At 44.5% G+C, this 22097-nt stretch carries 18 protein-coding genes; 9 read left to right on the top strand and 9 right to left on the bottom strand.

Annotation, left to right across the window (positions count from 1 at the left end; translation table 11 throughout):
• Positions 1–122, bottom strand: a 122-nt coding sequence (locus ACYVAA_RS17690; RefSeq protein WP_460544244.1) for an Lrp/AsnC family transcriptional regulator, incomplete at its 3' end; no start/stop codon positions are given.
• A gap of 211 nt (positions 123–333) precedes the next feature.
• Entirely contained in the window at positions 334–1527 is a 1194-nt protein-coding gene (locus ACYVAA_RS17685) for a tol-pal system protein YbgF (RefSeq protein ID WP_460544242.1), read from the bottom strand.
• A 490-nt stretch (positions 1528–2017) separates the two neighbouring features.
• Here ACYVAA_RS17685 and ACYVAA_RS17680 point away from each other — a divergent pair, with 490 nt between their 5' ends.
• Both ACYVAA_RS17680 and ACYVAA_RS17675 read left to right on the top strand, forming a co-directional pair.
• The gene (locus tag ACYVAA_RS17680) at positions 2018–2635 is read left to right on the top strand and encodes a hypothetical protein (RefSeq protein ID WP_460544240.1); all 618 of its coding nucleotides are present in this window, start codon (positions 2018–2020) and stop codon (positions 2633–2635) included.
• A gap of 126 nt (positions 2636–2761) precedes the next feature.
• Positions 2762–5746, top strand: coding sequence for a glycosyltransferase family 117 protein (locus ACYVAA_RS17675; RefSeq protein WP_460544238.1), 2985 nt, complete (start codon positions 2762–2764; stop codon positions 5744–5746).
• Positions 5747–5774: 28 nt separating this feature from the next.
• Here the strand turns inward: ACYVAA_RS17675 and ACYVAA_RS17670 are convergent, their stop codons facing one another.
• The 4 genes from ACYVAA_RS17670 to ACYVAA_RS17655 all read right to left on the bottom strand — a co-directional run bounded on the left by ACYVAA_RS17670 (position 5775) and on the right by ACYVAA_RS17655 (position 11411).
• The gene (locus ACYVAA_RS17670) at positions 5775–7676 is read right to left on the bottom strand and encodes an FAD-dependent oxidoreductase (RefSeq protein ID WP_460544236.1); all 1902 of its coding nucleotides are present in this window, start codon (positions 7674–7676) and stop codon (positions 5775–5777) included.
• A gap of 10 nt (positions 7677–7686) precedes the next feature.
• Positions 7687–8841, bottom strand: a complete 1155-nt coding sequence (locus tag ACYVAA_RS17665) for an AGE family epimerase/isomerase (protein ID WP_460544234.1) — start codon at positions 8839–8841, stop codon at positions 7687–7689.
• 82 nt (positions 8842–8923) lie between these two features.
• A complete protein-coding gene (locus ACYVAA_RS17660; RefSeq protein WP_460544232.1) occupies positions 8924–10318 on the bottom strand; it encodes an MFS transporter in 1395 nt (464 codons plus the stop codon).
• A gap of 4 nt (positions 10319–10322) precedes the next feature.
• Positions 10323–11411 carry a DUF4434 domain-containing protein gene (locus ACYVAA_RS17655; RefSeq protein ID WP_460544230.1) on the bottom strand — a complete coding sequence of 363 codons (1089 nt, stop codon included), beginning with the start codon at positions 11409–11411 and terminating at the stop codon, positions 10323–10325.
• Between the two features lie 335 nt (positions 11412–11746).
• Between ACYVAA_RS17655 and ACYVAA_RS17650 the strand changes: the two genes are divergently transcribed.
• Positions 11747–12982, top strand: a complete 1236-nt coding sequence (locus ACYVAA_RS17650) for an ROK family transcriptional regulator (protein WP_460544228.1) — start codon at positions 11747–11749, stop codon at positions 12980–12982.
• 33 nt (positions 12983–13015) lie between these two features.
• On the opposite strand, the gene ACYVAA_RS17645 is transcribed toward ACYVAA_RS17650, so the two are convergent.
• The gene (locus ACYVAA_RS17645; protein ID WP_460544225.1) at positions 13016–13459 is read right to left on the bottom strand and encodes a GNAT family protein; all 444 of its coding nucleotides are present in this window, start codon (positions 13457–13459) and stop codon (positions 13016–13018) included.
• A 14-nt stretch (positions 13460–13473) separates the two neighbouring features.
• Positions 13474–14253, bottom strand: coding sequence for a class I SAM-dependent methyltransferase (locus tag ACYVAA_RS17640; protein ID WP_460544223.1), 780 nt, complete (start codon positions 14251–14253; stop codon positions 13474–13476).
• A 49-nt stretch (positions 14254–14302) separates the two neighbouring features.
• Here ACYVAA_RS17640 and ACYVAA_RS17635 point away from each other — a divergent pair, with 49 nt between their 5' ends.
• Both ACYVAA_RS17635 and rlmB read left to right on the top strand, forming a co-directional pair.
• Positions 14303–15550, top strand: a complete 1248-nt coding sequence (locus tag ACYVAA_RS17635; protein WP_460544221.1) for a GWxTD domain-containing protein — start codon at positions 14303–14305, stop codon at positions 15548–15550.
• Positions 15523–16305: a TrmH family RNA methyltransferase gene (rlmB, locus tag ACYVAA_RS17630; RefSeq protein WP_460544219.1), complete on the top strand. Its 783-nt coding sequence runs from the start codon at positions 15523–15525 to the stop codon at positions 16303–16305. Before ACYVAA_RS17635 ends, rlmB begins: the two co-directional genes overlap by 28 nt.
• 250 nt (positions 16306–16555) lie before the next feature.
• Here rlmB and ACYVAA_RS17625 read toward each other — a convergent pair whose 3' ends face one another.
• Complete coding sequence (locus ACYVAA_RS17625; RefSeq protein WP_460544217.1) at positions 16556–17794, bottom strand: hypothetical protein; 1239 nt, start codon at positions 17792–17794, stop codon at positions 16556–16558.
• 266 nt (positions 17795–18060) lie between these two features.
• On the opposite strand from ACYVAA_RS17625, the gene ACYVAA_RS17620 reads away from it, so the two are divergent.
• The 4 genes from ACYVAA_RS17620 to ACYVAA_RS17605 all read left to right on the top strand — a co-directional run.
• A complete protein-coding gene (locus tag ACYVAA_RS17620) occupies positions 18061–19332 on the top strand; it encodes a DUF4270 family protein (protein ID WP_460544215.1) in 1272 nt (423 codons plus the stop codon).
• Between the two features lie 7 nt (positions 19333–19339).
• On the top strand, positions 19340–20329 hold the full coding sequence (locus ACYVAA_RS17615) for a Kelch repeat-containing protein (protein WP_460544213.1): 990 nt from the start codon (positions 19340–19342) through the stop codon (positions 20327–20329).
• Positions 20330–20337: 8 nt separating this feature from the next.
• A complete protein-coding gene (locus ACYVAA_RS17610) occupies positions 20338–21393 on the top strand; it encodes a sensor histidine kinase (protein WP_460544211.1) in 1056 nt (351 codons plus the stop codon).
• The coding region (locus ACYVAA_RS17605) for a LytR/AlgR family response regulator transcription factor (protein WP_460544209.1) at positions 21390–22097 on the top strand (708 nt) is incomplete at its 3' end. The genes ACYVAA_RS17610 and ACYVAA_RS17605, both read left to right, overlap by 4 nt.

Here is a 22097-nt window from a genome sequence, read left to right as displayed (position 1 = left end):
GGGGCAGGAGATAGACCAATATCCTTGGAAAGCTGCGCATTGGTTATTTTCGCATTTGCTTGAAGGATTTCTAAGATTTTGCGGTCAATTTTGTCGAATTTTACTTTTATGTTATTATCCATGCTATTAGATATTTGCAAAATTTTATGTCGTGCAAAGGTAATATATTTTCAAATTATTTTAAAGCAATTTACATCAAAAAACAGCCGTTAAAGCAAAATATTGTTAATTTTTCGTAGGAATATTTAAAACTTTTATTCTGATTACCAATTTTAACCAGCATATTTTCAAATATTCTCTTGATTCGTTAACTATGAAACGGCCAACTTTTAATTAAAGTTTATTCTTTTTCAAAAAATCTCTTGCTTCCTTGTGGGCAGGATGTTTTCTCTTGGCATATTTCTTCACTTTTTTGAGGTATCCCTCTGCCAACTGCTTCTTGTTTTCCTTGGTAGCTATCTTTCCAAGATTGAGCAGGGCGTAGAGATAGTAACCGCTTTCCTGGCTCTCAGCTTCTTCCCCAAAACCCACTGTCTGTGCATAATATTTTTTGGCCTCTATAAGGTTTTGGTTTCTATAATAATATTCGGCCACGAAAAATGCCGCGTATCTTCCGCTGTTGGCCTCATAGCCCAGCCTCCCCTCTTCTATCCGCTTCAGTATTTCCATTGAAACCTCCTTCGCCTCCTCTTTTCTTCCTACAGCATAGAGCTGACGGGCATAGAAACGGTGAAAATATGGGTTGTTGGGGTATTTATGTTGAAGATAGGAAGTGATCTGCAGAGCCTCCATGGGCTTTTTCTCTTCAGAGGCATAAAGCCTGAACAGGAAATACTGTGCTTCCACCCTTGCGTAAAACGAATTACTGGCGACCTCCTCCAGCTGTTTCAGTCCCAAAGCTTTATCACCTTTTGGAAACAAAGCCATCACCGGCCTTAACAAGGGATAGTTGTCGGGAATCCAAACAGAAAAGTAGTTATAAAGGGCATCACCAAGCAGCAATTCAGGACTCAGCTCCTCTTCCCCTTTACTCATCTCCATGTATTTGAGTGCATTTTTTCCGGCAAGTGCCGTTGCTGTCCAGCTCTCACGCTCACTCAAAAGCCTCCCTTTGAAGCCATAGGCCGCAGCGAGAAAAAAAGTAGCTTCTTTATTATCCGGATCCTTGTCATGGATGGCCTCTGCTTTTTTGATGGTCTCGTCCATCAGACGGAGAAAAAGCTTATCGTGCTTTTTATTCTCCATATCCGGAATGATTTTCCACCATTGGCTCAAACCGAGCAAAAAATAAGGCAGAGGATGCTCAGGATAATTGTAGCGCATGACTGCAAACCCCCTTTCGGCAGTTTCAAAATCAAAATTATACATGCTGTTTACCGCCTCTGTGATCCTAAACTGCAAGCCTTTATCCAACAAGAGGTATTCAGACTTTTCATTTATTCCAGCAGAATCCACCGGCTCTTGTCCCCCATACACTGCTGAGGACAATATTACCAGCACCATCACAAAACATTTATTGATTTGCATAAAATACTTTTCACAAAATTACAATGAAATCCGCTCTCCTACATCAATCTTTTTTTGATTTCAACTGGCTCACATCGAATAAGAACGACAGCCAGCTTTGATTAATTATACCAAACCCTACTTATATTTTAACGGATCTCTATAAGAGTTGGCAAAACACCTATTTGCTTCACTAAGTTTCATTGCCCACAAAAATTGTGAAAAGAATTCCAAGACCTTCAAAAAACCCTACTCAAGCTTGGATAAATCAACTATTTATCAAGAAAATTCTTGCTTCACCGAAACTCACCCGATCCACCGTCCAGCGGTTAAAAAACTAAAAACAGCGTTTTGCCATTAGAACATTAGTTTTTGGAAAAAGAAGGTCAAAAACAGCCTTTTTAGTCAAAAATATGCTTTTAAAAGGTCCTATATTTTTATTAATGGCATAAAACCTGTATTCTCGTGGTATTAAAAAAACCAACTAGATTTATTTAACACACAGAGTAAAATGAAGAGAATCAGCACTATAGCGCTTTTCACCTGTATCACCTTATCGATCACCACATATGCTCAGAATACACCTGAGCAGGAACAGCCACAAAACTCCTTGAACGAGGGTACCATCGAAAGTCAATTTGACTATTTGAATTCCGTATCCAATAATTACCAAGAGTACAAAGTGGTCAAAAAAACCAACTTGGATAAAATCAAATCCAATATCTTGGATTCGCTTAGCCTGTTCAAAGATCAGATCATCGAAAAGAATGGTAAAATCAAGGCACAAAATGCGGAAATAGGTGAACTGAACACAGGTATCCAAAACGCGGAAAACGAACTAAAAGAAGCACTGGAAGCCAAAGACAGCTTTTCCATCCTTGGCCTGCAAGTATATAAGACGACCTACAGCACCATCATGTGGAGCGTCATCATTGGTCTGGGACTGGCCCTTGCCTTCTTTATCTTTAGATACTCCAAAAGCCATAAAGTGATTTCAGAAACACGCAAAGACCTTTTGGAAACCAAGGAAGAATTTGAAAACCACCGCAAAAACACCCTCGAAAGAGAGCGGAAGCTTAAAAGGCAGCTGGTGGATGAAATGAACAAAAAAAAGGGAATCACTTCTTAATGCTACAAACGGGGGAAAACATCCCCCGTTTTTCATTATATCCCCAGTACTTTTAAAATTGGTTAATTTACCCTTATTTCCTGAATATTTTTTTATTTTCGCCTTTCACATTAGTGTAAACCAAACATGATCAATTACAAAAAAGTCAATGACCTAACGGGGTGGATTGTATTTTTAATAGCAACGGTTGTTTACCTGCTTACCATTGAAGAAACCGCCAGTTTTTGGGATCCGGGAGAATTTATAGCTGTTGCCTATAAACTTCAGGTTCCACATCCTCCGGGGGCACCATTTTTCCTCCTCATTTATAGAATGTTTTCCTTTTTGGCTTTTGGAGACCCCTTGGAAGTTGCTTACTGGATGAATGCTGGGAGTGCACTGTTTTCCGGATTTACCATTCTTTTCCTGTTTTGGTCCATCACATTGCTTGGCCGTAAACTCTTCAAACTGGAAAAAGGCCGTGAAAGCAAAGGGCACACCATTGCCCTTATGGGAGCAGGAATCATCGGCTCGATGGTGTATACTTTCTCCGACAGTTTTTGGTTTTCAGCAGCCGAATCTGAAGTGTATGCCATGTCTTCCTTCTTCACTGCCATTGTCATCTGGGCCTTTCTGAAATGGGACGTGATCGAAAATCCCAAGGATGAAAACCGTTACATGATCTTTATTGCCTACTTGGTAGGTCTATCCATAGGGGTTCACTTGCTTAACCTGGTGACCCTGCCTGCGCTGGCCCTGGTGGTCTATTTCAAAAAATTCAAAAAGCCTGACCTCAAAGGAGCCATCGTTGCTTTTCTTTTAGGAGGCGTGGCCCTGGTGGTCATCAATAACATCATCATACCTGGCCTGCCCAGTATTGCAGGATCCATGGAAATCTTCTTTGTCAACAGCGTTGGATTGCCTTTTGGCTCTGGGATTATTTTCTTTATTGCCCTGTTTTTGGGCGCTCTTGTGGCAGCCATCCTATATTCTGTCAAAAAGCAAAAAGTCATTTTAAACACGGTTTTGCTTTCACTGACCTTTATACTGATCGGATACGGCTCCTATGCCCTCATCGTCATCCGCTCCAATGCCAATCCTCCGATCAACGAGAATGCCCCTAAGGATGTATTGAGCTTCGTAAGCTATTTAAAAAGGGAGCAATATGGCTACAGGCCCTTATTGCACGGCCAGTATTTCACTGCGGAAGTAGTGGATCAAAAAGAGGGCGCACCTGTTTACGCCAAAGGAAAGGACAAATATGAAATTGTGGATTACGGTATTGTCAATGAATACGATCCCGAAAAAACCACTATCCTGCCCAGAATCTATTCTACTCAGGAAACCCATAAACGAATCTACCAATCCAAACTTGGACTTCGTGAAGGAGAAGAACCCACCTTTGCCGACAATATCTCCTTTATGCTTTCCCATCAGTTGGGACACATGTATTGGCGGTATTTTTTGTGGAACTTCTCCGGCAGGGAAAGTGACATCACCGATGCACCGGCCATGAGCCTGTTGACCGCATTTGATGAGTATCCCGAATTTATTGAAAGCAATAAAGCACACAACAATTACCTGATGCTTCCCCTCATTTTGGGCATTATTGGCTTGTTTTTCCAGGCAAAGTATGACCGAAAGTCGTTCTGGCTGACCACCATGCTCTTTTTGATGATGGGTGCGGTATTGGTGCTTTACCTCAATTCACCGCCTGTGGAGCCCAGGGAGCGGGATTATATCTACGTGGGTTCCTTCTATGCCTTTGCCATTTGGATAGGCATGGGGGTTCTGGCGATTGCACATGCCATTGCGAAACTGAACAAAAACTTTGCGGTAGCCTCCATTATCGCTACGCTGATCGCCTTTCCGGTGCCTGTATTAATGGCCGGCCAAAACTGGGATGATCACGACCGTTCTGGCAGATACTTCTCTGTGGACTCGGCCAGAAACTTCCTGGCTTCCTGTGAAGAAAATGCCATTCTGTTTACCGGGGGGGACAACGACACTTTCCCTCTATGGTATGTGCAGGAAGTAGAAGGCTTCAGAACAGACGTCAGGGTGATTGTACTGAGCTACTTCGACACCGACTGGTACGTGGAACAAATGACCCGTCCGGTCAACAAATCCGCAGCACTTCCTTTCTCATTGGAGAAAAAGAACTTTAAAAGAGGCACCAACGATGTACTTTATGTCAACGAAAGACAGGGACTGGAGGCAATTTCAGCGAGGGAGTACCTCAAACTGATCAAAAACGAAAGTGACCTGCTGAAGATGACTTCCAGCTACAGCAGCACCATCAACCAAGTACCTTCCAGAAACCTGATCTTGGAGGTTGATTCCGCTGAAGTCATCAAAAAAGGCATCATTCCTCAGGGAATGGAAGACTTGGTGATCGATCATATGAACTTAAGGGTAAAAGGAAGGTACCTCACCAAAGGCAGTTTGATGCTCTTGGACCTCATCACCACCAACAACTGGGAGCGTCCGATTTATTTCAACAACACCTCCCTTTCTTCCATTGGTTTTGACCTAAGGAACCATGTGGTCATGGAAGGCTTGACTTACCGACTACTTCCGGTCCAAAAACCTGACAATGTAGAAGAGTACCTGGTCAATACGGATTTGGCCTATGAAAATGTCATGGAGAAATTTGCTTACAGGGGCATGAATGATCCGGACAACTATTTCGATGAAGAATTCAGAAGGTTCACTTCCAACCATAGAAGTGCACTGAACAGCATCTCGGCAGCACTTCTAAATGAAGGCGATATTGAAAGAGCCGCAGATGTCCAAAAACTAAGCCTGGAGAAGTTCCCGAATGAAGCGATCCCGTATGATCTTTCCAGCGGACAATCCGTTATCTACCTTTTCGAAATGGGAGAAGACGACCTTGCCCTGGATATCATTGAAAAGCTTTCCGAAAAGTCCATGCAGACCTTGGAGTTCTATAGGGACAAAGGCCGAACGATGGACCGAGAGGCCATGATAAGCCTTGAGATGATGCGCTTCTTTGTTCCTTTGCTGAAGGAAAGGGGCTATGAAGAGCTGGCATCACAAGTTCAGGACAACCTCGATAAAATACTGGGACCATCCGCCTCTTCAGGAGGAGCAGTGATCAGACGAAGATAAAAAAAGCGGCCTAGGCCGCTTTTTTTATTTAATCAGTAAAATCCCCGAAATGATCTACCCCTCTTATAAAAAAGGGATCGATCAAAGCATCCAATAAGCTGGCAAAATCCGCACGGCTGATCCCTTCCTCAGAGGGAGCAAAGCTCAATCCTTCACGGTGGATGACTACCTGCAATGCCTGCTTAAAAGGCTTTTTAGTGCTGAGGTATTCATGGTAAAGCAATTCCAAAATGTGAACAGCCTCCTTCTTGGTCACATACTCGCCTTCAAATTCCAATTTGTCCCTTTCCAGCCAAGCTTCCAGCCCAAGCATCAAATCATCGGCCCTTAATAAACTGTCCGGATAGAAAAAGGTATGGTTTTCCCAGCCCACATTTTTTCCTTCTCCCCTCAAAATGCCCGTTGCCCCCACCTTTTGAACCGCTAAATAGGCCTTGGCCGTTTTGCTTACATCAGAATACGGCATCAGCATCGCCCCACTTTCTAATAGCTGGGACTGAACGGCCCGTACGGGCACCTGTCCGGGAGATATACCCTCTTCAACGGACAGGGTTGCCAATGCCCCGGCAGCTTGCCCTATAAGCAGGCACACCGGCTGTAAACGTGTGGTACCATTAACAATATTGGTCACTGAGATGGATTTTTCTGCGACAATAAAATCCGCTACTTCTCTTGGAATCAGCGTCCCCAAGGGAAGAGAATAGGAAGGCACTGGGTAAAAATGCAGGTCAGGCAGTTGCTCTTCGTCGGGATAGGCTTCATGATGATGGTCTATGGGATAATCACCCACGGCAATCCCTGTTCGATATAAAGCCTTCTTTTGACGGAACGGCTCGGCCAAATCATTTACCGTAAACCGAACGGCTCCCTTTATTCTTCTGGATTCTCGGTGATAAGGAATGAAGGGCAGACCATCCAGAGTGGGATAAACATCGTCAGCAATCCCCAAATTCTTGTAGCCCAGTTCATGTTGTAAGTAATAAACATATTTTAAGGTATGCTCCTTGGCTTTAAGTAACAACTTATCCCTTTCCTCCCTATCTTTTTCCAAGAGGTTGAGGTAATAATCATTACCGTTGATGGGCCAGTTGATCATATAATAATCATTGGGAAGTTTTCCATACGTCATCATGCGATCACAATCCCAAAGCCGCTTTTCAGGATTCTCTTTCCCGTCCCTGGCGCATGTGTTGGCAAATTGTTCGGGATCATAACCTTTTGGTCGGGGGATGGTCTTATCCGCTCCCGGGCCAAAATCTTTTAAAATCGCCACATAGGTCAGGTCCTGAATGATCTGATTGGCTTTTTCAGACGCTATTTCCTCCCCTGTCACCTCTTTCGCATCCATCCCCATATCATAAGGTATTCCTACAGAAGCCGCTACATCCCCCAACTCTGTGGCATCAATGACCACTTTTGCCAAAATAAGCTGCTCCCGCCCCTCTTTGACTACCTTTACCTGCCAATGGCCTTGCTTTCTCTCAAGAGCCTTCCATGGGGTATTGTCCCACACTCTTAGGTGTTTTTCAGCAGCTACCATTTTCCGCAAAAGCTGTTCCCCCACCTGCGGCTCAAAAAGGACATTGCTCACCCAACCGGTTTTTAGGTTTTCCGCTCCTCCGTAATAGTGGACCAAATCCTGACGAAATTCTTCCCACAGTCCAGAAGGCAAGCGGTAGTTTCCATCAATAGCACTTACCCCGGCGGCTGTCAGCATCCCGCCCAGCCATGGCGTTTCCTCCACAATCAGCACCTCCTTTCCCATCCGGGCAGCCTGAACACCTGCCATCGTGCCGCTTGCCCCTCCACCAATTACCAAAATATCTACGGATTCATCCTCCACCTGACCATACACCAAATGACTGCCCATAACCAAGGACAGCCCCCATATAATTTTCAGCCAATAGAAACTCATGCTTTTACCGTTCATATGATTTACTTTATATTTTCTCTATGGTTTGCCAGCATTGAAACAAAGCCCTGGGCACATGGAAACAGCCTTTCCATTTACCTCCTTTCAAAGGCAGGTTCACCTTACCGGCCCTATCTAGATAACCAAACCACTCTGCATAGTGCTGATCTTTAAAATGCCCCCAGGTGTAATCGTGCACCTTTTCAAACCATTGTGCACACAAGGGATCTTGCCGCTTTTGGTAAGCCTTGGCCAAAAAAACCAGTGTTTCCAAATGGACCCACCAAAGTTTTTGGTTCCATTCCAGTTTTTCCGGAGGAGCTCCTTTGACATCCAAAAAGTAATAAATCCCTCCATACTCCTGATCCCAGCCATATTCGAGGGTTTTCAGTCCCATCTTGATGGCCTTATCCGCGAGCTCTTTATCGTCTAATCTTTCCGATAAATCCAGCATAAACCACATGGCTTCCAGCACATGCCCGGGACAGGTCAACCTGCCCTCAAAGCTGTCGGAAAAACTTCCATCCGAAGCAACGTTTTCTAAAATCAACCCTGTATCATCGTGGTAAAAGACCTCCATCACTTCTGTGACGATAGGCCTGACTAAGGCCTCTACGTCCTTCTTTTCCAGCAAATGTTCCAGCTCAAGGGTAAGGTTGCTCAGGATCATGGGAAGGGCAAAACCTTTCAGGTTTCTGGTCCCGGGGTAATTTTTGGTGTATTTCCCTTTTGGATGTTCCTTCCTTTTAAGGATATTGTTGAACGTTGCTTTCGCCACCACGGCAAGTTCTTCCTTTGGATGAATTTTGTAGAGTTTACCAAAGGCCATGGCTGCAAAACAATCCGAAAAAATATTGTAAGGCTGTATGAGGGGATTTCCAAACCGATCTAAGGAAAAATAAAAATCCCCCTCCTGGTCCCTACCATGGCGCAGAAGAAATTCCGCTCCGTGCAGGGCCGTCTGAAGCCATTCTTCACGGCTGCCCAACTGGTCACAAAGCACTGAAAACATCCACACTTCCCTGGCTTGCAGCCAGGTAAACTTGTCTGTATCATAGATCTTCCCGTATTGGTCCAGACAGGTGAAATACCCGCCGGCTTCTTTGTCTATACTGTGATTCACCCAAAACGGCATCACATTCTCCAACAGTTCACTTTGGTAAATTTTGGAATATTTTTTCATGTTCAGGGTAGTTTATGGCCCATTTGGCAGCATTTGCCTTCTTTTCATTCATCCTATTATCCACGCTCTGGGCTTTCGCCGATCAGGCCTTCATCCAGTAAGCCTCTATTTCCTCCAGTGATTTCCCCGCGGTTTCGGGGACCATCCGAATGATGATGTAGAGATAAGGCAAACACATTCCGGCAAACAGCAGGAAGGTGCCGGAAGGGCCCAAATTCTCCAAAAACCAAGGCGTCAGCTGACCGACCAGATAGGTACCGATCCATAAAGAGAAGCCTGCAATGGACATGGCCAAGCCCCTTATTTGATTGGGGTACATTTCTGACAAGAGCACAAAGATGACAGCAGATATGGAAATGGCTGTACAAAAAATATAGGCTAAAAATAGGACCAGCAGCAAAACACTTGACAGTCCCAAAGCCTCTCCCCTATAATAATACAAACTAATAAGGAGCAAGGTCGCTATCATCCCCGACACCCCGAAATAAACCAGCTTTTTGCGTCCTACTTTATCGATAATGATCAACGCCAAAACCGTGGTCAAGGCATTGACTCCACCGACCATCACCTGATAGTATAAGGCATCTCCTCCAGAAAGTCCGCTTTGCTCAAAGATACTGGGACCATAATAGAGCACGGCGTTTACCCCCATAAATTGCCCTAAAATCGCAATGGCCACGCCAATAATTACCGGCCGTAACACCTGGATGTCCTTTAGCAAATGCCAAGGTTTGCCCTCGTGCTTGCTTACTGATTGCAGTACTTCTTTCACTTTTGATTTGGCCTGATCCACCGAAGCATAAATCTTCGCAAAAATATCCTCTGCCCGACCGTACTGTTGTTTGACAAGCAGCCATCGGGGGCTTTCCGGAATAAAGTTTAATATGACCAAAAACAATAAAGCAGGGAAAAATTCCATCCCCAACATGCCTCTCCAGCTTTCATCCCTCAGGACTTTTCCCCATAAGCCCTCCGCGGTAACCGAGTCTGACCAGCCAAGCAGCTGAAAATTGGCCCAATAGGCAATTAGAAATCCCAAGGTAATCGCCAGTTGATACATGGAAACCAAACTCCCTCGATAGCGGGCAATGGCAATTTCTGAAATATACATAGGTGAAATGATCGATATCATCCCTATGCCGACCCCTCCTATGATCCTGAACCAAATTAATTGCGCAAAACTATGGCTAAGCGCACATCCCAAGGCAGAAACAGAAAACAAAACCGCAGAAAACAGCATCACTTTTTTCCGACCATAAGCGTCACTCAATACTCCTGCCACAGCCACGCCGCCGATAGAACCTATCAGCGCACAGCCTACATACCATCCTTGTTGCAGTGCATTCAGGCCAAACTGTTTGCTGACCTGACTGATCGTCCCGGAAATCACCGCAGTATCATAGCCGAAAAGAATCCCGCCGATAGCCGATACCACCGCCAAGAAAATCACGTAACCCAATTTCCCCTTCTCTTTCATTGCATTAAATGCCAAAATATTCTCTGTAGCGGTTATAAAGATGACCTGCCTGCAAATAAGCCGATTGAGGGCTCATGAAATGTGAAAACTCAAAGGTAATGGCCTTATCGTACCCCGCCCTTTTCGCTGCTTCCAGTTTCATCCGTAGCTTATCAAACTTGATAGGCAGAAACTTAATGGGCATGTCCCGATCAAATGACTCTGCATTGGTCCAGCAATCCATCCCATATTTATCGGCCAATTGTTTATTGACCGTAAAAAAAGCATCCAGCTCATCGTAATCAATATGCCCATCCTGAAAAGCACAGGCATCCACCACGTCATGGATACCGGAAAAGATCTCGTTCCACTCCTCCTCATGTTCCTTCACCGAAACCGCGGTGGCTTTGCTGACATCCGATGAAGCCGCCGCCACTGCTTTCTTTCCATCTATCCAAGGGGAAATAAAGGTGGGCAGTCCTCCACTAACCGCTTTACATTGCTTGCCCATTTCATAAAAGGAATTGATGGCCCCTTTGGTCTTTCGGCTAATTTCACCGCTCAAATACCACCCCTGAAAGCTTTTATAGCGGCTTCCGTAATTTTCCCATACCTCATCGATGACGTATTTATTATCTTCGATTTCAGCACTCAGGTCTCCGGTATCCCAATATTTACCAGAATCGTATAGCCCAAAATAAAACTTCATACCGTGCTTATCCGCTAACCTTAAATACATGTCCAGTAAATCCACGGAAGGCATATAACAGCCCTTGCCCAGTAAATATTTAGAAGGATAGGTAATGAACTTACGGTAACCCGAACGGATCATAATGACCGTATCTATCCCTATCGCCTTCATGTATTGAAAATCGGCATCCCATTCTTTCTCCCCCCAATTCTGATGAGGGATGTCATGGGAAATCTCGTCCAAAAAGGTTCCTGTAATTTTCAAACCTCCCGCTTTGGGAAGGAGCAATTTACTTGCGGGGTCTTCAGCGACTTCAAAGGATGTACGGTTGGATTGGGCTAGGCCAGCTGAAGACAGGGACATGGCCGAAGCTCCGGCCAAGGCTGCCTTTTTCAAAAACGATCGTCTGGGAGAGGGTTTCATAAAATTTCTTTTAGTTCAATTTATACCGGAATTACCTAATAACCGGATAATGTAAAATTCGCATCAATATTTCAATTAATAAAAAAATTTATTAATTATCAATTAATTTAAATTATTTAATACTAACTAAGCTTCGTTCCAACGAACAACTTATGGCTAAGATACCGTTTTCATGGAATCGGGCAGCCCTGGACATATCTTTAGAATTAATAATTATATTTATTAATTCATTCCTTAATTTTATTATTTATAAGCATTATTAAGCTGTTTACTTCTTATTATCATTAAAAAAAGCCCTGAAAGCAGCATTTGGGCAGATGAAGACAATTGACCCTATGCGGAAGGAATTTGCAAATACATTTTTCAATACCATAAAGGAGGCAGAGCTCAGCGGTGTAGCCTTCAAAAACCTTCAACTGAAAAAGAGGATTCTCCACTATTTTTCCAAAAACGGTCAGGCCACCATTCCTGACTTGAGCAAGGCCTTGGCCCTAAGCGTACCTAAAATGAGCCAGCTCATCCACGACTTGGTAGAAGCGGAACTGGTACAGGATTTTGGAAAAATCGATTCTCAAGTAGGAAGGAGACCCAATATTTATGGATTAAAATCAGACTCCGCTTTTTTTGTCGGGGTTGAGGTAAAAAAGGAATACATCCATTTTGGCATCACCGACTTCAGCAACCGGCTGGTCCAGTTTATTCCCAATATCCCCTATGCGCTCAAAAACACTCCCGAAGCATTGGAGGAACTTTGCCAACTGATCGCCAAAACCATTAAGTCACAAAAAGTCCCTTTTGAAAAGATCCTGGGACTGGGAGTGAACCTTTCAGGTCGTATCAATCATCAGTCAGGCTATAGCTACAGTTATTTTAATTTTAGCGAAAATCCATTGAGCGCGCTGTTCAAAGAGAAAATAGGACTTCCCACCTTTTTGGAAAACGATTCCCGGGCCATGGGCTACGGGGAGTTTAAAAGTGGCTTGGTCAAAGACCAGCAAAATGTGCTCTTTATCAATGTCGGTTATGGCATAGGTATGAGCATCATGATCAATGGTGCTTTGATCTATGGAAAATCGGGTTTTTCAGGAGAGCTTGGCCACATCCCTATTTTCGACAATGAAATCATCTGTCATTGTGGCAAAAAAGGCTGCCTGGAGACAGAAGCCTCCGGCAAAGCCTTGATAAGAAAGTTCTACCAAAAACTTCAATCAGGCTCTAAAACCAACATCAAAAAGCCCATTACCTCCGAGGACGATTTATTTCTTGACGATATCATAGAGGCCGCACTGAAGGAAGACACTTTGGCCATTGAGTTGATCGATGAAGTGGGCAAAAAACTAGGTAAAGGCATTTCTGCTTTATTGCATTTATACAATCCCGAACTGGTCATCATCGGCGGCAGCTTGGCCCGAACGGGGGATTATCTCTTTCTGCCCATCAAAATGTCGGTCAACAAATATGCCTTGAGTTTGGTCAGAAACGACACCAAAATCGTGCTGAGCAAGGAAGGGGAAAAAGCAGGAGTACTTGGAGCCTGTATTTTGGTAAGGGAATACCTCCTCAAAAGCTAATCAACCTCTCTGTGGCCCCAAAAGTCCCTTTAATTACTTTAAAAGGGACATGTGCAGGATGGGGTATGGATTCCCCTGCTGATCCTGCCAGGAGCGGTTGATGACTTCAAAGCCTAGATGCTTATAAAAGCCTACGGCTTCATGATTATCCTCGTTTACATCCACTAAACAAGCCCCAAGCTCTTTCACCGCATAATCCATCAGGGCCTTGCCAATGCCCCTGCCGAATGCTTTGGGATGCACAAATAACATTTCCACCTTTTTCTCTGCCACACCGATAAAGCCCAAAATCCGTCCGCCATCTTCCCTCACACAGGCCAGCTTCACTAAAAGCAAATATTGGTTTAGGATCAATGGCTTGTAATGGTCAATATCGCCCGGCTTTAGAAAACGGTGAGTTGCCCGGACGGAAGCTTCCCAAACTTCCACTACCTGCAGGAATTCGGAAGGGGCTATGCTGTCGATTTTATATTTCACTACCCATAATTAGATCAACCTTTTTTCTCCAAAATGTAAAACAGGTCCAGCCCCTTGTCCGGATGATCTACCACCAAGTAGTCTTCATGTGAAATATCCGTCACTGATTTTCCTCCCTGTTTGTGGAGTTTATTTCTGTTCATTCTATTGAGGATTTCATAGGGCAGCCTGAGCACAGCGGCAGGAAGTTTATGCTGCAGATTAAACACATCAAAGCGCATGATCCTGTTGACCGACTCCCTGTTGGCTTCATGGTAAGCCCATACCTTATCGTTGCCTCCAATTCCTTTGGCCTCCACATGATCAAAAATTTTCGCACACAGCTGAACCAGTTCGTTTCCGGTATACTCCCGGACATGCCAAGGGTTCCTACTAAGGGTATGACGAATATTGGGAGTGGAAATAATGGCCTTCCCTCCTGGTTTGAGCACCCGGTAGATTTCCTCCAAAAAGAGTTTGTCTTCGGCGATATGTTCGATTACCTGAAAACTCACCACCGTATCATACTGTTCTGACGGGACGGTACTGAGCGGCGGAATCACGGCTTGCTCAAAAGTTTCTTCCGGAAACTTCCGCTGCAGGTTTTCTATTACCTCCCCGATTTTATCCAGTCCATGGTAGGAGCTTACATTTTCCCGCAGTACTTCCACCCCTCGGCCTTCACCGCAGCCTATCTCGAGCAAATCCCCAGAAACCAAAGGCTTGGCTGCAATGTAGGCCTTCAATAAACGTTGATGAATTGGGTTGTCACTGACCAACTTATCAGAAGCAATTTCCGTTGTATAGGTAGCCATTTAAAATTTTATTATTTTCAACAAAAATAAGGTTAATTTTTAAAACCGAATGATGACAAAGATAAAGACCGTAAATTTAAAACCGCTATTTGCCACGCTTGTCCTGCTGCTGCTAGGATGGAGTGTCATGGCGCAGAGCAATCTTAAAAACATCAACCAAAACCTCCGCTATTCGCGCTATTCCAGAATCGCGCCGAAAATCATCCCCATAAAATCCGGTGACCGGGAATTCAAGCTTCAAATGCCCATTGAAAAAATAGAAGAAAACCCGAGTTTTCAGGACTATATTTTTTCTTATGCGATCGTTAAGGATTTCAATGAAGAAATCAATGATAAGAACATTGTCCCGCTCACCGAGCCCATGTTAAAACGGGATACCGAAAGGCACTTTTATTTTGAAGAGACGGTAACCATTCCCAGCAGCCAGGATGAAGCCTATGCGGTGCTTATCTGCCAAGACTCCCGTCAGGGCGACCAATATGTCTATCATACCGATTTGATCAGTCCCTTTGTGGCGGACATTCCGGAGTTTGGCGCCTATTATGATAACGGCGTTCCTTTTGACCAAACCTTTATCAACCGAGGGGAAGCGCTGCTTTTCAAAAGTGAAAAGGGACTGAGCCTGTATAGCTATTATTACCCAAGACAGTTTGAAATCCCCTTGCCCCCTATGGAAACACGGCCTGCGCCTGTGCCCAAAGACATCCGCGTGGTGGACAACGGTGACTTCCTGATCAATGTCCCCAAACCTTTTGAAGACGACGGTTACTATTTTATCCAATCGGACACCAGTCAGCAGACCGGTTTTATGATCAAAACCACCCCAGAAGCCTTTCCAAGGGTTTCCAGTTATGGGGAGATGGTGGACATGCTGGTTTATATTTCCACCAGAAGCGAACACGAAGCCCTAAAAGAAGCGTCTGACAAGAAAAAAGCCTTGGACAAGTACTGGCTGGACCTCACCCATGACACGCAAAAAGCCCAATCCATCATTCGTGAATATTTCAGGCAGATCGAATTTGCCAATATCCTTTTTACCGACTTTAAAGAGGGCTGGAAAACTGACCGGGGCATGATCTATACCATCATGGGGCCACCGACCGGCGTCTTCTTTGATGCCGACAAGGAAATCTGGATTTACGACAAAGTAGGCTCTAAATCAAAAATTAGCTTTACCTTTGCCCACATCAAAAACATTTTCACACCAAATTACTACATGTTGAACCGCTCCAGGTCGTATCAGCCGGAATGGTTCCAAAGTATCACATTATGGAGAAGCGGAAAGATGGCTTTCTGATAGACAAGGGAGCACACGATAAAGACTTTATTTTCGGAACCAGAGCGGTCATGGAAGCGCTCCATGCGCAAAAAGACATTGACAAGATCCTGGTCAATAAGGAGCTGAACAACGACCTGATCAAGGAAATGCTGAGCATCGCCAAAAAGGAGCGGGTTCCCGTGGTACGTGTACCGGAAGCGAAACTCAACAGGATCACCCGGAAAAACCACCAGGGTGTGGTGGCCCATATGTCCGCCATTCAATACGCTTCTTTGGACAATGTGATCGAGGAATGCTTTTCCAAGGGAGTGGATCCCTTGATATTGGTATTGGACAGGATTACCGATGTGAGAAACTTTGGGGCCATCGCCAGGACGGCCGAGTGTGCGGGCGTCCATGCCATCGTCATTCCTGAAAAAGGCGCCGCGCAGATCAACTCCGATGCGGTAAAAACCTCCGCGGGAGCCCTGAACTTCCTCCCTGTCTGTAGGGCCCGAAACCTCCACTTTATGGTCAAAGACCTTAAAAAAATGGGCCTAAACATCATCAGCTGTACCGAAAAAACGGAACGCGACATGTATGAAGCGGATTTCACCGTACCTACAGCCATCATCATGGGCTCGGAAGAGGACGGCATATCCGATGACCTCATGCAGCTCAGCGATGAATTTGTCCGAATCCCTATGGCAGGAAACATCGAAAGCCTTAACGTTTCGGTGGCCAGTGGGGTACTGATTTACGAAGTGATCCGCCAAAGGAAGGTCAAGGCTTAAGCTCTTTGAAAGTTCCTGCCCTATCAATTTTTCCTTATTTGGGAGCAGGCTACTTTTCTAAAGGACGAAGAAACTGATCGCAGAAAAAAATTATCTCTCAAAAGGGGCAAAGGATGTTGGAATACCTCCTTTGCCCCTTATCTAGCAGTCATTGGTTTCAGGCTTATTAAAATAACTGAAGGCTTATTTTTTTGACACCTTCTCTCAAGTGCCTACTACTTTCCACGGCATTCCTCAAAAAATCATCATCTTATTTATATACATTTTTCTGGAACCAGATATCGGCCAGGTTAAAATTCAAGCTGATTCCATGTGTCACTTCTTTGGACAGTTGGTCCGTGCTGCCTTTTTGCTCGTAATGATAAGATAGGTGCAGCCTGGTAAAGCCATGTAGAGGTACCCCAAGCCCCAAGCTCCCCCCTTTTGCAGCTACCGGAGTTCCTTTGGACTTGATATAACCGGTATCATAAAACAGGCCTGCCGAGAAGTTCATTTTTTCCAAAAACTTAAAACTGTAAAAATCAGGAAGGTATTCTGCCCCTATACTCAGCCTGTGACTATTGGTATAATCCTGCCAATCTGAAGAAAACATCTTATAAGCATAGTCCGCGGCCAATAACCATTTACTGTCTTGATAAGCCAAGCCTCCCTTAATGGAAGAACCGGGATGCTTTATCCCTTCATTTTGGGAGGTTTCGTACAGTAGTGAATCCCTCACCCCGAGATAGGCAAAAGAACTGGTCTGTTTTTTAAGCGTTGCTGGAAGCTGATAGCTCAGTCCAAAATTCAGCTGCTTTTCATTCCTCTTATACAGCCTCAGCTGTAACCCCAAATCTGCCCCATAGCCGTTATAATTGTCGCGGTCATTCATCAAAAAACTACTGACCATTCCCTCGGTAACCTCCTCCGTATCGTAAAAGGTCTCGTGATTGATCTGGCCAAAAGCGTAGTAAGGCCTTAGCCCCAAAGACAAACCGGGCAAGACATCATAGGCAAAGTTTGCAAAGACTTTATTGATATTCCCATAAGCCGAGATGGACTTATCAAATGGGCTGCTTGAACCGGCAAAATATGTTTTCTCCATAAAACTGTAATCCACACTGCTCATGGGCATGATCCCAAGGCTCAGGGCCGACTTTCTTGACGTCCTGAACCATAGGGACACCAAACTAAGGTTGGTGCTATTGATGTTAATCTCTTCGGAGGAAGTCTGGATGTTCATCAACTTATAATCTACTTCTGCATCTACCATAAAGGTATACGCACTGATACTGGTCGCATTGGCAGGGTTGATAGGATTCAAAAAATAAGGGGATCTCGCTGCCACCCCACTTCCCGAAAGCCTTGCCGCCTGACCATAATTGTCCTGCTCCAATAAGCCCAGCCCATAAGAAGAATAAAGTGAGCCGTCGCCGCGCTGGGCAAACAGCTCACCACAAAAAAGAAGAAAACAAACACTACAACAAAATATGCCTTTGATCACACTCATCTTTCACATTTTTTCCGAAAAGTAGCCGGCCATTTCCATTACGGAGAAAATTATAGACCAAAGTCCAAAAGTTCACGACAAGCCCCAATTTAAAGAGACCAACTTGCCTTAGCGCCAAATAGGACTGTCAAGGTCTTCGAGGAGCTGTAACAGGTGTTCATCGGGAAAAACACGGCTTAAATCTATTTTAATCTCTCCGCTGTTCCGTTTTGACTTGATTTGCACACAACAAAAAACTAAACCAGGAGACCATCGGGCATTTACTTATGCAAAAAGAACACCTTTATATCGTATCCCTACTGCTCTTGCTGACAGGATGCTTCCAAAACGAGCACCTTACATCATCCCATAATGTGGTGGATGGAAATGAGCTGGAACTGCAGCTGTTTGAATACACAGAGATGGATCTTTACACTTATTTTAACGACTCTCTGGCCACCAACCAAGTCAGCACCTTTATTTTGGGCCATCATGAGGACAATTTCAGGGGAAAGATTCATGCAGAGCCGTACCTACAATTTGGTATAAGCGGCAGCACCGAAGTGGACAAGGAGGCCCAACTGGACTCCACCGTGCTGGTTCTATTTTATGAAAAGTACCATTATGACACGCTTCCTGGTTTTGATATCCGCGTATATGAACTGGAAGAAGCCTTGGAAGCGGATGAAGAGGATAAAATATACAGCTATCAAACCTTTAAGCATGGGCAAAGCCCACTGACGACCGTTCCTTCAAGAATAGTCCCCCACAAAGACTCATTGACCATAACACTTCCGGCAGAGTTTGCGAAACAACTGTTTGAACAAGGGAAGGGAAATGATGGGATTTTTGAGTCTACTGAAAACCTGGAGGAAGTTTTTAAAGGACTGGTGCTGGCCACTGATGACAACAGTGCACTGATGAGTTTCAGTACTTCCTCCTACATTGGTTTCTATTACCGAATCCCCAGTGACCTGGACAAAGGCAATGGACTTCTAAAAATTTCGGTTGAAAATGGCTCTGAGATGTTCACCCATTTGGATAGGGATAGAAACTCCCAGTTTTTTCAATCTCCGGAACCTTATGAAAAAATCCCCATTGCAAACAGTGCCGGTGCAGTGATGGTCGACCAGCTGCTGGGTGGCTCGGCAAGAATAGAGCTGCCCGATATACATGAATTGAAGGAAATTGCCGAGGAATACTACATCACATCAGCCAGCCTCCTGTTGCCCCTCAAGCCCAACACCTATGACCAGTATTTTAATCCGCCCCTTACCAGTGTAAACCTTTGGATTGTGGACAAAAAGAACCACTTTTTGCAAAGCCTGGGCAGCTTTTCATTGACCTCCTGGGACGAGCAGTTTCAGGAAAAAACTTACTATGAGATCCCTGTCAAGGAATTTCTTGACTATAAACTCTCCCAGGGCATCAATAACCAGGACGCTTTATGGATCAGCACCCCTGCTTCCACCGACTTACAAACCAGCGGACTGATCCTTTCGGATATTTCTGCTGAACAAAAGATAAAAATAGACATAACATTTCTTCCATTAAATTGAACAAACCATGCGTAAAGTGAATTTATTTAACCTTTTTCTTCCTTTGTTGGCCATTATCTCCATCTCTTCCTGTGTAAGCGATGAAGAAGAAACCTCAGAAGGAAACTGGGTCAGAAGATCCTATTTTGATGGTGACAACCGCTCCAACGCCGCCTCCTTTTCCATCGGAGACCGCGCCTATATCATGGGGGGCTATACTGGAGATGAATATTTAAGTGATTTTTGGGCGTACAATCCCGAGGGGGATTATTGGGAAAGAAAAGCGGATTTTCCTGGGAACTCCAGAAGCAATGCCGTGGCTTTTGAAATCAATGGCATGGGCTACGTCGGCACGGGCTATGATGGCACAGACAAACTGAAAGATTTCTGGCAATATGATCCTCAGACCGATTCGTGGAAGGAAGTGGCATCATTTGGTGGCACCGCCAGGTATGATGCTGTGGGTTTTTCTTTGGTGGGAAAAGGCTATATTGGGACGGGCTATGACGGGAGTGAGCAGAAGGATTTCTGGCAATATGACCCTCAGACCGATTCATGGCAACAGATCATCAGTATGGGCGGAGCCAAAAGGCAGGGAGCCGCTGCCTTTGTAATCGATGATGTTGCCTATGTTTGTACGGGCATCAACAATGGCTCCTATGAGTTTGATCTTTGGGCGCTGAATGGCAATACCTTGGAATGGACGCAAAAAGAAGACCTGGACTATGATGATGACTACACCATTTACCGTACCAATGCCTGTGCATTCAGCATAGACGGACACGGTTATATCAGTGTGGGCAGCCAAGGATCCATCACAGGCTCTACCTGGGAGTACCATCCTTCCTCTGATACCTGGCAGGAGAAAACGGATTTTGAGGGTACCTTCAGAACGGGAGCTTCTGCCTTTTCAGTGAACAACGAACGGGCCTTTGTCTTGTTGGGCAAAAGTTCCAGCTTGCGCTTTGATGATATCTGGGAGCTGCAGCCCTTTGTAGATTACGACGAAGAAGACTAACGAAAAATATGCTTAAAATAAAGCAAAAAAGTGTCCTGAAGACCATCATTCACCTTTTAGTGCTGGGGATAATCCTATCCCCAGCTTTGTCATTTTTTAATGAGACCAACGCCCGGAGGATGTCCCTCTTCTACTTCAGTATTACCAATATCAGCATTATCCTTTTTTACCTGATCAATGTCATCTGGCTTATCCCCCACTTTATTCTCAAAAGGAAATACTTTCATTATACCCTTTTTCTCTTGCTTTTCATGGCTGCTTTCACCTTACTCCACCATTTTTTTAGAGAAGCCCCCCCTGAAATGATCGGTAGGGCCATAAGAGGGGCTACGGAACAGTATCCCTCCAAAGCGATTCGCTTTTTGATGCCTTCTCTTTTACGGTTTTTCATGATCATGGGATTGGGCACCAGTATAGAACTGATCCTACAGTTTGAGAGCGACAGGAAAAAGTACGAGGAGCTAGAGAAACAAAAGATCATCAAGGAGTTAAACTTTCTTAAAAATCAGCTGAATCCGCATTTTTTGTTCAATGCTTTGAATAATATTTATTCTCTTGCAAGAAAAAAATCCGAGGACACTACTCCTGCCATCCTTTTACTATCTGACATGCTACGGTATGTGCTTTATGAATCGGGAAAAAGCAGCGTCACTTTGGGGCAGGAAGTAGCCTTCATTAAAAATTATATCAATTTGGAAAAATTGAAGTACAGCCCCGACAATGCACCCAAAATCAATTATTCCTTTGTGTTAGAAAATGATGATTATCCCATAGACCCCCTCTTGTTTATCACCTTGATCGAAAATGCCTTCAAGCATGGGATAAGCTATTTGTCACCTTCCTTCATAATGATCGCGCTCAAGGAGAATGACAAGGAAATCATGCTATCAGTGATCAACAGTGTGGGCAGGGAAAAAGCAGAAGTCTTTACCAATAAAAACCCAGAGGGGGTCGGTATAGACAACCTTCGAAAGCGCATGCAGCTGCTTTACCCGGGAATGCACAGCTTCAAGCAAGTCTATGAAAACAGTACCTTTAAAAGCTTCCTTACCATAAAAAAATGAAACTCAACTGCATCATCATCGATGACGAAACCTTGGCCTTGGATATCCTGGAAGATTATATCGCCAAAATCCCCATGCTGGAGCTCTCGGGAAAATTTGATTCGGCCATCAAGGCCATGGACTGCATCCTTAGACAAAACATCGACCTGATATTTCTGGACATCAACATGCCCGACATTAACGGCATCAAATTCTACGAAGGCCTGCCAGTCAAACCAAAGGTCATCTTCACCACTGCCTACAGTGAATATGCCGTCAAGGGATTTGAGATCAATGCGGTAGATTACCTGCTGAAGCCCATTAGTTTTGACCGCTTTTTCCAGGCCGTAAGCAAGTTGTTCAAAGGAATAGGAACCTCCATGGAGCCAAGCTCATTCCCGGCCAATGAAAACAAGGGCCCAAAAGAAGACAGCGGTTTCATCTTTGCCAAGGTGGAGCACAGCACCGTCAAGATCAATCTCAATGACATTTCCTATTTTGAGGGTTTCAAGGACTACGTAAAGATCCATTTGATCCAGGAAGACAAGCCTGTCCTGACCCTTAATTCCATCAAGCACTATGAAATGAGCCTTTTCTCTAAAGGCTTTATCCGTGTCCACAAATCGTTCATTGTCTCGATCCAACAGATTGAAAATATCAGTCGTAACAAAGTAAAGCTGATCAAAAAAAATATATTCATCCCTATCGGAGATGCGTACAAAGAC

This window comes from Echinicola sediminis (genome assembly GCF_054777495.1).
The sequence above is the reverse complement of the archived record's forward strand: the minus strand, read 5'-3'. Positions and strand labels throughout refer to the sequence as shown.

Excerpts from the sequence above, each read along its gene's own strand:
- ACYVAA_RS17655 (WP_460544230.1), bottom strand. The coding sequence starts at position 11,411 with ATGAAACCCTCTCCCAGACGATCGTTTTTGAAAAAGGCAGCCTTGGCC.
- ACYVAA_RS17625 (WP_460544217.1), bottom strand. The coding sequence starts at position 17,794 with ATGAGTGTGATCAAAGGCATATTTTGTTGTAGTGTTTGTTTTCTTCTT.
- ACYVAA_RS17685 (WP_460544242.1), bottom strand. The coding sequence starts at position 1,527 with ATGCAAATCAATAAATGTTTTGTGATGGTGCTGGTAATATTGTCCTCA.
- ACYVAA_RS17680 (WP_460544240.1), top strand. The coding sequence starts at position 2,018 with ATGAAGAGAATCAGCACTATAGCGCTTTTCACCTGTATCACCTTATCG.
- rlmB (WP_460544219.1), top strand. The coding sequence starts at position 15,523 with ATGGAGAAGCGGAAAGATGGCTTTCTGATAGACAAGGGAGCACACGAT.
- ACYVAA_RS17610 (WP_460544211.1), top strand. The coding sequence starts at position 20,338 with ATGCTTAAAATAAAGCAAAAAAGTGTCCTGAAGACCATCATTCACCTT.
- ACYVAA_RS17665 (WP_460544234.1), bottom strand. The coding sequence starts at position 8,841 with ATGAAAAAATATTCCAAAATTTACCAAAGTGAACTGTTGGAGAATGTG.
- ACYVAA_RS17615 (WP_460544213.1), top strand. The coding sequence starts at position 19,340 with ATGCGTAAAGTGAATTTATTTAACCTTTTTCTTCCTTTGTTGGCCATT.
- ACYVAA_RS17650 (WP_460544228.1), top strand. The coding sequence starts at position 11,747 with ATGCGGAAGGAATTTGCAAATACATTTTTCAATACCATAAAGGAGGCA.
- ACYVAA_RS17640 (WP_460544223.1), bottom strand. The coding sequence starts at position 14,253 with ATGGCTACCTATACAACGGAAATTGCTTCTGATAAGTTGGTCAGTGAC.
- ACYVAA_RS17670 (WP_460544236.1), bottom strand. The coding sequence starts at position 7,676 with ATGAACGGTAAAAGCATGAGTTTCTATTGGCTGAAAATTATATGGGGG.
- ACYVAA_RS17660 (WP_460544232.1), bottom strand. The coding sequence starts at position 10,318 with ATGAAAGAGAAGGGGAAATTGGGTTACGTGATTTTCTTGGCGGTGGTA.
- ACYVAA_RS17635 (WP_460544221.1), top strand. The coding sequence starts at position 14,303 with ATGATGACAAAGATAAAGACCGTAAATTTAAAACCGCTATTTGCCACG.
- ACYVAA_RS17620 (WP_460544215.1), top strand. The coding sequence starts at position 18,061 with ATGCAAAAAGAACACCTTTATATCGTATCCCTACTGCTCTTGCTGACA.
- ACYVAA_RS17675 (WP_460544238.1), top strand. The coding sequence starts at position 2,762 with ATGATCAATTACAAAAAAGTCAATGACCTAACGGGGTGGATTGTATTT.